10 protein-coding genes and 1 pseudogene are annotated in these 12,888 nt (G+C 47.7%); 7 read left to right on the forward strand and 4 right to left on the reverse strand.

All coding sequences use genetic code 11. The features are described 5' to 3' along the window. On the reverse strand, nt 1–815 hold an 815-nt coding region (locus B3D59_RS00005; protein WP_286817038.1), incomplete at its 3' end, for a matrixin family metalloprotease. Then, on the reverse strand, nt 799–1,446 hold the full coding sequence (locus B3D59_RS00010) for a hypothetical protein (protein WP_286817039.1): 648 nt from the start codon (nt 1,444–1,446) through the stop codon (nt 799–801). The genes B3D59_RS00010 and B3D59_RS00005, both read right to left, overlap by 17 nt. A gap of 281 nt (nt 1,447–1,727) precedes the next feature. Between B3D59_RS00010 and B3D59_RS00015 the strand changes: the two genes are divergently transcribed. From B3D59_RS00015 to B3D59_RS00040, 6 genes and pseudogenes are all read left to right on the forward strand, one after another. Beyond that, nucleotides 1,728–2,705, forward strand: coding sequence for a GDP-mannose 4,6-dehydratase (locus B3D59_RS00015; protein ID WP_286817040.1), 978 nt, complete (start codon nt 1,728–1,730; stop codon nt 2,703–2,705). Beyond that, nucleotides 2,706–3,831: pseudogene (gene gmd, locus B3D59_RS00020) on the forward strand (GDP-mannose 4,6-dehydratase). It begins immediately after the preceding gene. A 24-nt stretch (nt 3,832–3,855) separates the two neighbouring features. Next, on the forward strand, nt 3,856–4,632 hold the full coding sequence (locus B3D59_RS00025) for an ABC transporter permease (protein ID WP_286817041.1): 777 nt from the start codon (nt 3,856–3,858) through the stop codon (nt 4,630–4,632). Further along, nucleotides 4,632–4,808, forward strand: coding sequence for a hypothetical protein (locus B3D59_RS00030; protein ID WP_286817042.1), 177 nt, complete (start codon nt 4,632–4,634; stop codon nt 4,806–4,808). Before B3D59_RS00025 ends, B3D59_RS00030 begins: the two co-directional genes overlap by 1 nt. After that, nucleotides 4,805–5,947 carry a glycosyltransferase family 4 protein gene (locus B3D59_RS00035; RefSeq protein ID WP_286817043.1) on the forward strand — a complete coding sequence of 381 codons (1,143 nt, stop codon included), beginning with the start codon at nt 4,805–4,807 and terminating at the stop codon, nt 5,945–5,947. The genes B3D59_RS00030 and B3D59_RS00035 overlap by 4 nt, the downstream gene beginning before the upstream one ends. After that, nucleotides 5,944–7,146, forward strand: coding sequence for an ABC transporter ATP-binding protein (locus tag B3D59_RS00040; RefSeq protein ID WP_286817044.1), 1,203 nt, complete (start codon nt 5,944–5,946; stop codon nt 7,144–7,146). The genes B3D59_RS00035 and B3D59_RS00040 overlap by 4 nt, the downstream gene beginning before the upstream one ends. Here B3D59_RS00040 and B3D59_RS00045 read toward each other — a convergent pair. After that, on the reverse strand, nt 7,133–10,540 hold the full coding sequence (locus B3D59_RS00045) for a glycosyltransferase family 4 protein (protein ID WP_286817045.1): 3,408 nt from the start codon (nt 10,538–10,540) through the stop codon (nt 7,133–7,135). The genes B3D59_RS00040 and B3D59_RS00045 overlap by 14 nt on opposite strands. Beyond that, nucleotides 10,537–11,751 carry a class I SAM-dependent methyltransferase gene (locus B3D59_RS00050; RefSeq protein ID WP_286817046.1) on the reverse strand — a complete coding sequence of 405 codons (1,215 nt, stop codon included), beginning with the start codon at nt 11,749–11,751 and terminating at the stop codon, nt 10,537–10,539. Before B3D59_RS00050 ends, B3D59_RS00045 begins: the two co-directional genes overlap by 4 nt. A 153-nt stretch (nt 11,752–11,904) precedes the next feature. Here B3D59_RS00050 and B3D59_RS00055 point away from each other — a divergent pair. Beyond that, on the forward strand, nt 11,905–12,888 hold a 984-nt coding region (locus B3D59_RS00055), incomplete at its 3' end, for a hypothetical protein (RefSeq protein ID WP_286817047.1).

Genomic DNA, 12,888 nt, shown 5'->3' on the forward strand with positions numbered 1-12,888 from the left:
AAAATGTGGTGGTTTGGACACCTCACATCAGCACCGTCACAATCCTGATCAATACCGTCCTGCCGGGTTTCCGCCGCCCCGGGATGGATGGTGTCATCATTGTCATTGCAGTCCCAATCGTTGATAACATAGCCGGAGGGCCGGTTGGCCGTCGTATAAGGCGAATAGGTATCCCCGTATCCGTCACCGTCCCAGTCCCGGTAATAGGTATCCGGCGTTTCGTATATGGCGGCAACCCCTGCGATATCATCCTCCTGGGGAAGGTAGATATCCCCGGCATAGGATGCCATGATCGAGTCAATCCCGCTGTTCTCATGGTTCAGGCCAAGGGCATGTCCGAGTTCATGTATGGCAATTCTGGTAAAATCGTTGGATGAATAGGACCATGGGCCGGAATAAACATCCCAGTGTTGATTGGCGTTAAATACAATGTCGGTTTCAGTAATGGTATCACCGACATACCAGATATGGGTGACGGCAAGGGTGTTTTGGCCCCAGGCGTCACCGCAGTCCGAAGCGGCGAAACCGACCCCGTTTCTTTCATCATCTTCCCGGCAAGGATTCGAGTAGGTGTCCCTGACAATATAATATTCAAATCTTGTGTTCACACTCCATTGGTACATGGCGCTTTCAAAGGCATCATTCCACAGGCCGTCTCCGCCCGGAATATCGACGTAAAAGGTGGTCGAAGCTGTAGGCCAGCTGTAGCCTGCCAGTTCATAGGCTCCGGCATTTGACGTTATTCGCGTTGCAAGAAACAACAAAAGGATAAGGCCGAAGACCTTGTGTGATGTCAGGTTATTGATTGATTTCATTTAATCTCTTCCTTAATGCCTGTTTAAACTCATTCAAGGGCAGTCCTTTTGCATTTTTTCGGTTTTGTTCAATCGTTACACCAGTTGCCGTCCCGGTGCTTAGCGCTTTAACGGTTGTTCTCCCATTTGTCTGCTGCACGCTTTCTGCGTCAAGGGAGAGTCCCGTTACCGGCTGGTTTTTTGCGGTCATCATCCTGTCCGTACCGGTATCGTCGGCTGTTACGGTAAAGTGTCCTTGGCTCCAGCCGTACAAGGGATGAACCTGGTTTCTGTCAAGGGATTCCACAAAGTAAACACCCCGTTCCCCGTCCCGGGGAATTTGAATGTCGCTGACAGCCATGGTCAGATTGCCCACGGTTCCACCGAGAAATCTTAAGGTAATGGTTGGTTCCGGGTATTCCCCTTTAATGATTTCTTTGATTTCGCAGGTGACAAAGGTGTGGATCCGTTTGGGTCCGGTCTGTTTTGATTCCACAGACAATACCCGCCCTTCGAATACAAATTCGGATCCTGTAAGCAGTTCATCCATGGTTATTTTTAAGACGCTTGCTCCATAAGATGTTGAAAGGGGCAGCGTACTTGTGAGGACCAGGAGGAGTATCGTCAACAGGCGTTGTTTATTTGACTTCATGTGACTTCCTTTGGTTTTAAAACAGATTGTAAATCTCAATTTTTTGAGGTGATTGTCTAATTATACAACCTCGTTATTGACATATCAATACCATAGGCAGTAGCTTAACAGAGTATAGAAAAAAGGCTTTCATACCGATAAAAACTTGCGTTGAAACCTTATGGTTGATATATAGACCCACCTTTACCTCGGCAGTTGCCGGGTCGATATCTTTTCTTTTCATTGGTTAAGGGTTTTTAAAGATAATAATTTTACAGGTGATATATTATTTAGGGTAGGTGATGAAGACCGCTGTTATATTTGGGGTTTCAGGCCAGGATGGCGCTTTTTTATCCCGGCTGCTGCTGGAAAAACAATACCGGGTGATCGGGGTCTGCCGAAATACCGGGAACGCTTTTTTAAATAATCTTGATCTGCTGAATATCAGGCACAGGATTGAGTTTATTCCCTCCTCAATCGGCCATTGTGACCATGTGAAGCAGATTGTTCAAGAATATAAACCTGATGAGATTTACAATCTGGCCGGGCAGAGTTCGGTCTCCCGCTCTTTTGAGGAACCCGTAGCTACCTTTGAGGGAATCAGCATGGGTACATTGAATCTCCTTGAAACGGTCCGAACACTTAATTTGCCTGTAAAATTGTATAATGCCGGATCGGGTGACTGTTTTGGAAATATAAAGGGTCAGGCCGCCACCGAGGAAACCCGGTTTAACCCTGCCAGTCCCTATGGGGTCGCCAAGGCTTGCGCATTCTGGCAGGTGGCAGCTTATCGTGATGCCTATGGTATTTTTGCCTGCACAGGACTTTTGTTCAATCATGAATCCCACCTGAGGCCTGCACAGTTTGTCACACAAAAGATTGTGAAAACCGCCTGCCGCATTGCCCAGGGCAAATGCAGCGAACTGATTTTAGGTAATATCGGCATTGAACGGGACTGGGGCTGGGCACCGGAATATGTGGTGGCCATGTGGAAAATGCTCCAGCAAGAAACGCCGGACGATTATATTATTGCCACGGGCACGACCATAAGCCTGGAAGATTTTATCCGTGCCGTTTTTCAACGGCTTAATCTGGACTGGAAGAAATATGTTACAACGGATCACAGGTTTTTACGGCCTTCTGATATTGCGACCATCCGTGCCAATCCCCAAAAGGCCGAAGACCGCTTGGGATGGAAAGCCAAATTCACCGGATATGATGTGGCAAGGATGATGGTTGAAGCGGAACTGAACATTGAAGGGAACCAATTAGGATTATAAATGAAAAAAGCGTTAATTACCGGTATTACCGGACAGGACGGGGCTTATCTGACTGAATTTTTGATCGGCAAAGGATATGAGGTTCACGGCATAAAAAGACGTGCCTCCTCTTTCAATACCCACAGGATTGATCATCTTTACCAGGATCAACATTTAAAAAACAGGCGGCTCATACTGCATTACGGGGACATGACCGATTCTTCCAATCTGATTAAGCTGGTGCAGCAGATTCAGCCCGATGAGGTATACAACCTTGCAGCCCAGTCCCATGTGGCGGTTTCCTTTGAGGCGCCCGAGTATACTGCCGACACCGATGCCGTTGGGACCCTGCGCATGCTTGAAGCCCTTAAAATAGTTGGTCTTCATGAAAATTGCCGGTTTTATCAGGCATCCACCTCCGAACTTTACGGAAAGGTGCAACAGTTCCCCCAGACCGAAAGCACCCCGTTTTATCCCAGATCACCCTATGCCGTGGCAAAACTGTATGCCTACTGGATTGTGGTCAATTACAGGGAAGCCTACGGCATGTATGCCTGCANNCATCCTGTTCAACCATGAATCCCCCTTGAGGGGAGAAACCTTTGTCACCCGTAAGATTACCAGGGCCCTGGCAAGGATTGCCCTTGGGCTTAAAAAGTGCCTTTACCTGGGCAACCTGGATGCAAAAAGGGACTGGGGGCATGCAAAAGATTATGTGGAAATGCAGTGGCTCATGCTTCAGCAGGAAAAACCCGAAGATTTTGTCATTGCCACCGGTATTCAGCATTCCGTAAGGCAGTTTGTGGAGATTGCCGCCGCACATCTGGGCATTACCCTGGCATGGAAAGGCGCCGGGGTGGATGAACAAGGCATTGTCGAGGCTGTTGCCCCATACAAAGCCGGGGGCGGTGCTGCCGATGTGACTCCGGGGGATGTGGTGGTCAGGGTTGACCCCATGTATTTCAGGCCTGCTGAAGTTGAAACCCTCTTGGGTGACCCTGCCAAGGCAAAATCAAAACTCGGCTGGCAGCCCCGTATTTCTTTTGAGGATATGGTTAAGGAGATGGTGGCCCATGATATCAAAGAGGCGGGCCGGGACGCCCTTTGCCGAAAAGAGGGCTTTACGGTGTGCAATTACGATGAATAGCTTGTCGGGCATCAGGGGCAGGGCATGTCAAGTCTGAACCTGTCATATATTATAGAGATCACCCGCAGGGATTTTGCCGAGCGGTTTGCAGGGTCGGTTTTAGGGTCCATGTGGGCCATTATCTGGCCCATGATCAATCTTTTTATTTATATCGTAATCTTCGGAAAGCTCATGGGGGCCCGTCTTCCCGGAACCTCCGAGATGAATTCCTACGGTATTTATCTTGCCGCAGGACTTATCCCCTGGTTAGCCTTTTCAGAAACAATAAATCGTTGCGCATCGGTGTTTCCGGCAAAAAAGCATATTATCACAAAGGTGAATACCTCGTTTTTGGCCCTGCTTTTGCATATTAACCTGTCTGAAACCATTACCTATCTCATCTCCATGCTGGTTTTTTTTCTGATCCTCTTGTGTACCGGTTATGAATTTCACAGATCGTTATGGTTGCTGCCGTTTTTGTATTATCTCCAACAGCTGTTGGCGCTGGGGCTTGGGTTGATTGCGGCGGTTTTAAATGTTTTTATCCGTGATGTGCGTCAAATTACAGGGGTGATTTTACAGCTGTGGTTCTGGTTTACGCCCATTGTTTATATTGTTGATATCCTTCCAGACCCGGTAAAAAGAATTATCATGTACAATCCGGCGTTCAGGTTGATAGATGCCTACCATAAAATATTTGCGTTTCATTCATACCCTTCCTTTAAAGCTCTTTGGGTACTCGCGGTGGTTACCCACCTGATTTTGTTTTTTTCTTTTTTGATGCTCCGGTATCTGGAAAAAGATATAAGGGATTTTCTGTAATGGCTTTAATTTTTCTGGCATCCTGGACCATGCTGTTCAGCCTGGCGGCTTTTTTTATCTGGCGGCGGGTCGTCAGCCGGATCAGGCTCTATGTGATGATCTTGTTGAATATGGTTTTTCTTGCCGGCCTTTTTTATTTTTATCCAATGGTTCTGGGGATGTCGGGTCAATTATGAAAATTTTAGTTAACGCAATACCCATGACCGGACTTTTAACCGGCATTGCAAGGTACCTGCGCAACTTATACCACACCATCCATGGCATGGGCCGGGCGGATATCCGTTATTTTAACGGGCGCTGCGTTGTTGACGCCATGCCGCCCATGGCAGACGCCGGACGGTGGCAGAAAACCGTGGGGGCTGTCAGGTATCTGCCTGACCATGTAATTTTCGGGATGAGGGCTGTCCGGTGGCTGAAGTATGAGTATTGCCTGAACAGGGTGTGTCAGAACCAGACACCCGGGTTTTCGGTTTACCATGAAACAGCCTTTTCACCGGCAAGGCTCACAAGGGTGCCTACGGTATTTTCCATCTATGATCTCTCTTTGCGCCGGTATAAGGAGACCCATCCAAAGGAAAGGGTGCTTTTTTTTGAATATTTTATAAAAACAAGACTGCGGTATGCCCGGCACATCCTGACCATTTCAGAATTTATCCGGCAGGAGATTATCAACGAGTTCAAGGTGGATCCGTCCATGGTAACGGCTGTACCCCTGGCCGCGGACCCGGTGTTTACCCCTGCGGATAAGAACGTTGTGGCAACGGTGAGGCAAAAGTACCATCTGCCCCCATCGTATTTGCTGTTTGTAAGCTCCCTTGAACCCAGAAAAAACATTGATGTTCTCGTGGATGCCCTGGTGGAAACAAAAACCGATATCCCCATTGTCCTTGTGGGCTGGAAAGGGTGGGGTGAAAAATCCTGGTTTGAGAAAATCAGAAATAAAAACCTTAAAAACAGGGTCTATATTACAGGCCATATCCCGGACCATGATTTAAGGGCTGTTTACACAGGCGCCCAGGCGTTGATTTATCCAAGTTTATACGAAGGGTTCGGCCTTCCCATTGTGGAGGCAATGGCCTGCGGCTGTCCGGTTATCTGTTCCAACGTCTCCAGCATGCCCGAAGTGGCGGGAGATGCTGCCGTTTTAATTGATCCGCGGCAAAGCAGTGAACTGGCCCAGGCCATTGAAACTGTTGTCCATGACACAGGCGCAAGAACCCTTTTGGCGGAAAAAGGAAGGCAGCGCGCCCTGGGCTTTACATGGGAATCCACTGCCAATCAAACCCTTGATGTATACAGGAACGCGGCAAGATGATTTCAGTTCAAAATATATCAAAGACGTTTAAACTGTACCGCAAGCCATCGGAACGGCTTAAGGAGATTCTATTCAGACAGTGCCGCCACAAAAAATTTGATGCGGTTAAAGACCTGAGTTTTATGGTTCCCAGTGGCAAAACCCTTGGGCTTATCGGAGAAAACGGGGCCGGCAAATCAACGGTTTTAAAACTTCTCACAGGCGTTCTGATACCGGACACGGGAACCGTTCATATATCGGGCAAAATAACGGGGTTGCTGGAACTTGGTACGGGATTCAACCATGAATTTTCAGGCATTGATAATATTATTCATAATGCAACATATCTTGGGCTTTCCAGGCCGGAAATTAACCGGAAGTTGGATCAGATCATCGCATTTACGGAGCTGGGGGATTTTATCCATGAGCCGCTTAAAACATATTCTTCGGGCATGATCATGCGCCTGGCCTTTTCCGTGGCCATTCATGCCGAACCCCAGGCGTTTGTCGTGGATGAGGCCCTGTCCGTAGGAGATGCCTATTTTCAGCAAAAATGTATGCAGAAGATACGGGAGTTCAAGGCGGGCGGGGGATCCATTGTGTTTGTTTCCCACGATATGAATGCGGTAAAGGTTTTGTGTGATGAGGCAATATTATTGGATCACGGCACAGCAATCGCTTATGGAGAACCCGAAACCATCATCAATGCCTATAATCGTCATATTGCACGGCGCTCCATCTCAGATGATGATGTCAGGGCAGGGCCTTCACTCAACGGGTACGGCAGTCGGCAGGTTTTGATCGAGTCCGTGACACTGAAAGATGAGCATCACAATGAGACGAAAATCCTTATCAGCGGTAAACCGGCTGACATTGTAATAACCCTAAAGGGGCAGGCATCCATGGAAGATTTAACCCTGGGGATTGTTATACGGGATCGATTCGGACAGGATGTTTACGGCACAAATTCACATTATCTGAAAAAAAAGATTAATGTTCAGCAGGGCCGGACAATGGATATTGTCTATTCATTTGATCAGTTTAACCTGGGACCTGGCAAATACTCCATTACCGCCGCAATCCACACCGGTGCAAGCCATGTTGACCAGTGTGTGCATTGGGTTGATGGCTGTGCTGTCTTTGAAACCGTATTGGGGGATGAGCCTTTTTTTGCAGGCCTTATCCGGTTGACGCCCAAGTTGCATGTCAATGGAGGCTAACAGCACATCCTTTAATGATGTTCCCCAATTGTCTTCCCAGTACCTGCCAATCGTGGGACAACAGCCACTGTTTTTGTTTTGACATCAGGCGACTGGATATTTCACGATTATTGATCATTGTTTCAATACCTTGGGCCATGTGTTCAGGTGTTGTCCCCGGCAGGGTATAGACAACGTCCGACACATCTTCAAAGATATCCAGGGGGGTGACTGCGATGGGGCGGCCGGTGGCCAGCCCCGCCCTGACCGACGCACTGGAAGACTCCTGGGTGGTCTGGCAGGGATAAACAATGACATTCGCCCGGGACAACCTGTTAAAAATCTCTTTTTCCTCCAGATACCCGTTATCCATGGTGATGTCATTGCCGTATGGACTCTCCTTGATCTGCTGCAGGCACAGTCTTTGTTCCTCTTTTGAAGCTGGGGCGGCCGGATAGAGCGCGTTTAAAAGAAGCAGCTTTAGGTCCGGGGTCTTTTTTTTCAGGAGCTCAAAGGCGCAAATCAGTTCCCGGATTCCTTTGTGGGGCAGCAGAAAGCCGTAGGCCGCAATCAGCTTTTCATCCACATGGGGCTGATGCGTGGGGGGATGATCGGGTGCAGGAAAGGATGTGCCCCCTGTACGGGCCAATGAATGGGGGCTGACATCCACGCCATGGGGAAAGCGCATCACATTTTCAACGCAACCCATGGATTTGAGGTGATTCAAGTCGTGAACCGAGTGAACGATCAGCCTGTGGGTGTTGAATAGTGATGATCTAATCTGCGATAGGGATTTGGGCGCATGGGGCGGCAGGACATCTGCTGTAGAGTGTAAAAAAAGGTAACAGCGTTTTTGATACCCTTTCATTGTGTCTAAGAAGCCGGATAATGCGTTTAGATTGAAAAAACTGAAATTAAATTGAATCACTATATCCGTGATCCCAGCAGCAACAATTCTATGAACCAGTTGCTGCAGGCTATCTTTTTCGTCCGCTTCCCAGCAGCGGATGACCTCAGGTCCATCTTGTTCAGTCAGATTAAGGGCGTTGTTTGCAAGTACTGTCACTTTTCCGACAGAAAGACAACGGACTAAGTATTTTGAGTAGGATGCGATGCCGCAGCGTGTATTCCATGTCGTTACCCAGCCGATGCGCGGTTCTGTGGCTGGACAATTCTGATGGTCCAGGGTCTCAATTGCCTGGGTCAATCGTTTTGAAACCTGTCGCCAGGCGTAGTTTTTGAGGATATTTTCTTTGGCGGCTCGGGTTTTACGGTTTATTTTTTCAGCAGGCAGCCGGGATATATGTTCCATTTGCCTGGTCAGATCCCCAAGGTCCGGTTCCACCCAAACGGAATCCGGCAGTGCCATGTGGGTTCTAGCGCGGCTGAATTTATAATCCGTCAGCCACGCGGTTTCATGGCTGCAAAAATCTGTTTGCCCGCCAAAACCCGTGGTGAGGACCGGTAGGCCAAACACCATGGCTTCGGCCATGGGCAGCCCAAAGCCTTCTCCACGGCTGGGCGCCACGAGAAGATCGCTGTGCCGGTACAGGGAAACAAGTTGACCCGGGGAGAGTTCATCTTCCACTAGAAGTATTTTCTTTTTGCTGTTCATTGTACCGTTATAAAAGAACAACTGAGACTGTTGTTCTTTTACCCACCCCGCTTTGTCCAACTGGCTGAGGATACTATTGTGGGGATTGGGAAAGGTCTTGATAATAAGGGTAACTTCCGGACGGGCCCCGAAATCAGCTGCAGTGAAGGCTTTCAGCAGCAGGTCCGCGCCCTTCCGGGGGAAGCACGAAGAAATATGCAGCAGGGTATATCCGGGCGGAAACCGGAAAGGAAGCGGCTCCGGCGCGACCTCTTTTAAATGATCAACCCCATTTCCCATGGTGATCGTGGGTACGGTGATGCCGTTATTTTTCAAGGTTCGGGCAACATAACCGGATACAGCCCCCACAAGGTGGAGCTGAATGTTGAATGCGTCAATCCACTGCCCGGGAAAAACCGATTCCTCCCATGCATAGGGTGCAAGAATTTTCAAAGCGCCGTTCATCCCGCTGACCCTCGGGGGGAAAAGATTCCGGATGGCCAGATCCGCTTTTTCTTGCCTGACGCCACGGTTCCACATTTTTTTAATCCGGGGGAAATAGTTAAGAAACTTTTCATCCGGAGAAAAGTCCCCGCCTCCTTCGGTGGAATGAAGCTCAAGGATGAAACCTTGATCCTGAAGCGCCAGCGCAAGCTCACGGTTCACAAGCGCCAGGCTGTAATTGGAGTCAAAGGGTCCTTCAAAGCTTATTTTCAGGGTGCTTTTTTTATCTGCGGCGGGGTGATGAAGGTCAATGGTATTGCGGGTGCCGGACAGCAGTGAATTTATAAATGCGTTGAGCCCGGTTTTTAAATTTTCAAAGTCAAACCGGGAAAGGTTTGCCTGCTCTCCTTTCGCCAATCTGTGCCGCCATAACGGCTGGGTCATCAGGCGCTGCAATACCGATGCAACATCGGTACTGTTTTTGTGGGATAAAATAAGACCTGAACCTGCAAGGGTGTGTCTGATATTGCTGCTGTCGTAGGCAACCACGGGCAGTCCTATGCTTGAGGCTTCTATGAGCGGGATGCCGAACCCTTCATGATCACTTAAGCTGACAAACAGATCGGCTGCATGATAGTATCCCCAAAGGTCTTGATCACTGACTTTCCCGGGTAAATGGACCTGTTCCTGCAAGCCGTAGCCTGCAACCAGCTTTTTAATATATTTCAGATAAGGGGGGCTGGTGTTTCCTCCCACACAGAACAGGTGAACATTTTTGTTACCCAGCCGGGCCAGTGCGTGGATCAGATCGTGCTGGCATTTATTTTCACAGATCCTGCCCACAAAGAGCAGGTTAAAAGTGGTTTCATGCCGGTTAATGATCTCCCGGGACACAGTGTTTTTTTTTATGTTTTCAAAATCAATTAACAAAGGGATGACATGTACGTTCTCATACCCCAAGCCGTTTAACTCCTGGGCATTATATTCTGAATCGGCGATGATGCCGGCGAACAGATCCTGCCAGCCGGCTAACTGTTCCCTTCCTTGTTTCGTTGCATTGCTGTGGGCGGTTCCGGTTTCAAAATAATGGGCCGGGGTGATGTTATGGTAAACCATTGCCAGGCGGTCGGCCAGACTAATAAACCAACCGGGGTCGGGCTGGGCCGCCGCATGGTGGAGTAGCAGGATATTGTTGCTGTTTTCTTGATAGGTGCGCCTTGGTCGGACAAGATCCTTTAATTCCGGATCTATATTATCAGCGTATATTTCAGATTCATACCCCAGGGAGGTCAGCATTCTTTTAATGAAAAAAAGGCTGTTGCTGACACCGTCTGCTTTGGTGATGGCCGGTGTATATTGATGAATGGCAATGGTCATTTTTTTGCAGACTGTTTTGTCCCTGTTATCATATAGTCCGTGGCGCCGTAAACCATTGAATTAAAACGTTTTGCCACTTCACTGTCCTCCGGGACGCGCATGGTTTCCTCAAACGGATGGACGGGGTGTACCTTTATTTGCGTGAATCCGTGGAACTCAAGAAGGTGGTTGCTCAATTCCTTGGGGACCGGGGTTTTATGGGTGGGGTCCCTGTAAAACATATGGGTGGCCACATGGATATTCTCGGGGTTGGGGGTTTCTAAAATAACAGATCCGCCATGGGTGAGCACCCGGTAAATTTCATGTATCAGCATATTGAGTTTTTCAAATGGCAGGTGCTCAATGACATGAAAGGCTGTGATCAAATCAAGGCTTTGGTCAGGCTGTCGCTGCAGCCATTCCAGCAAATCGCCCTGCTCGGCTTGCAATCCATGACTGAGGCATTGGCTTATCATTGCGCTGTTCATGTCGATTCCGGTAACCTTGGCACAATAACCGGATATGATCTGAAGCCATTCTCCCCTGCCGCAGCCTAAATCTGCTGCTCGCATCTCTTTTTCTTTTGCAAAAAGAGGCTTCACCAAATCAACCGTGGCTTTGTATCGCTCGAGTATTTCATCCCGGCTTCCTCTGTAGGCTTGTTCCAGGGAAAGATAATAGTTATCTATTGCGTGCCGGGAAATGGCATCTATTTTATCCAGTATGGTGGGATCTTTTGATGCCCTTAACTCCTGCCTGAGATCAAAAAAGAACTGGTCAAGTCTGCGCTGCTGGGCCTGGGCCTCCTGGTTCAGGAAAAAAAATAACTTGGATTTGATCTCTTCCACCTGGCGATTAAGGGAGAGTACGTCTTTTTTCATGAAGGCAGGGTCTTTAGCATAGTTGAAAACCAACCTGCCAAAGGTGTATATTGCCTTTATCCTGGATAACAGGGCATGCCAATTTTTCCATATAAGGAGTTGCTTTTTTTTCAGCCAGGAAAGTTGTACGCTTTTTTTATTGAGTTGGGCATGTTCCGGGGAGAGCAGCAGGTTGGCAATAACAATTTTTCTGGCAACTCCGGCATCCAATCGGTGTTGCAAAAATTGCAGTTCATCGTCACTGGCCTGCCTGCCTAAAATTAATTGATATGCTTGTCTTAAAAAAGCCTGATCATCGTCAAGTTGATTGAGCTCAGACGTAAGTTCTTGAATTGTTTTTTTTATTATCATATTTTTCCTAAATCAAGCGTCCTGACATTATTGAGATTTTTAAATCTGGCTTTTCGTTACACAACCTGCTATACCAAAATTTTTTTATATGAATCCAGGAAAACTACAAATTATAAACTATTTTGCTTTTTTTGACCATATTTAGGATAGCCCATGAAAAAAATTTATGTAGATTGTTCGTTCCTGCCGGAAAACCCTGAATTGAACACAGGCATTCAGCGGGTGGTGCGTGAAATCATGCGGCATATGGAACACCTTGCTACCGAAGATGATTATAAAGTGATCCCTGTGAATTTAAGTTATGGACAATTTGTTCCTGTGGATGTCAAGGATCTTTACCGAAAGAAAAAAAAGGAAAACATAGAACCAAGCCTGACATTTAAATTTAATGCCAAAGAATTGGCTAAGAAGGGTGCCATATGGTTTGTATTGTATCTAAAGCAGATTTATCTTGCCGTTCTTACTTTAATTGCCGCCATTCTATATCGCCCTGGGGTCAAGGCATTCCTCCTTGCGCCCCGGAATCGTTTCGGTTTGAATATGTTTATTGATAAAATCCTGATACAGCCGGCCAAGGCACTTGTTAGATTGATTGCGATACGTATAAGACATAGGGATACCTCAGAATTTTTACCAAAGAGCGGAGATGTCCTTTTACTATTGGATTCGAGCTGGCATATGGATATCTGGCCGAGTGTGGCCAAAGCAAAAGAGTCCGGAGCCAAAGTCATTGCAGTCCTCTATGATATTATTCCGGTTACCCATCCAGAGTTTTGCGAAGAACCCTTGATTCCAGCCTTTGGAAAATGGTTTGAGTCCGCCCTGGAATTTGTGGACGGCTTTATTGCCATCTCCGCCACGGTTAAAAATGACTTTTCAACTTTTGTTGAAAACAAATATGGTCCCGATCATGGAAAGAAGCTTGATTTTTTCCATTTGGGCAGCGACTTTAATTTTACTGAAATCAACGAAGACGGCATTCGTGAGCAGGTTCGCCGGGTGTTTGATGAACGGCCCACGTACTTGATGGTTTCGACCCTTGAACCGAGAAAAAATCACTCCTATTTGCTTGATACATTCGATGGGCTTTGGGCGAAAGGTATAGATGTGAATCTTTGTTTTATAGGCAGGGTAGGG

The organism is Desulfobacter sp. UBA2225, from assembly GCF_002348205.1.
GTDB classification, from domain to species: Bacteria; Desulfobacterota; Desulfobacteria; order Desulfobacterales; family Desulfobacteraceae; genus Desulfobacter; species Desulfobacter postgatei.

Coding starts and splice junctions, on each gene's coding strand:
- B3D59_RS00045 (WP_286817045.1), bottom strand. CDS start 10,540: ATGACCATTGCCATTCATCAATATACACCGGCCATCACCAAAGCAGAC.
- B3D59_RS00025 (WP_286817041.1), top strand. CDS start 3,856: ATGTCAAGTCTGAACCTGTCATATATTATAGAGATCACCCGCAGGGAT.
- B3D59_RS00030 (WP_286817042.1), top strand. CDS start 4,632: ATGGCTTTAATTTTTCTGGCATCCTGGACCATGCTGTTCAGCCTGGCG.
- B3D59_RS00015 (WP_286817040.1), top strand. CDS start 1,728: ATGAAGACCGCTGTTATATTTGGGGTTTCAGGCCAGGATGGCGCTTTT.
- B3D59_RS00050 (WP_286817046.1), bottom strand. CDS start 11,751: ATGATAATAAAAAAAACAATTCAAGAACTTACGTCTGAGCTCAATCAA.
- B3D59_RS00040 (WP_286817044.1), top strand. CDS start 5,944: ATGATTTCAGTTCAAAATATATCAAAGACGTTTAAACTGTACCGCAAG.
- B3D59_RS00035 (WP_286817043.1), top strand. CDS start 4,805: ATGAAAATTTTAGTTAACGCAATACCCATGACCGGACTTTTAACCGGC.
- B3D59_RS00010 (WP_286817039.1), bottom strand. CDS start 1,446: ATGAAGTCAAATAAACAACGCCTGTTGACGATACTCCTCCTGGTCCTC.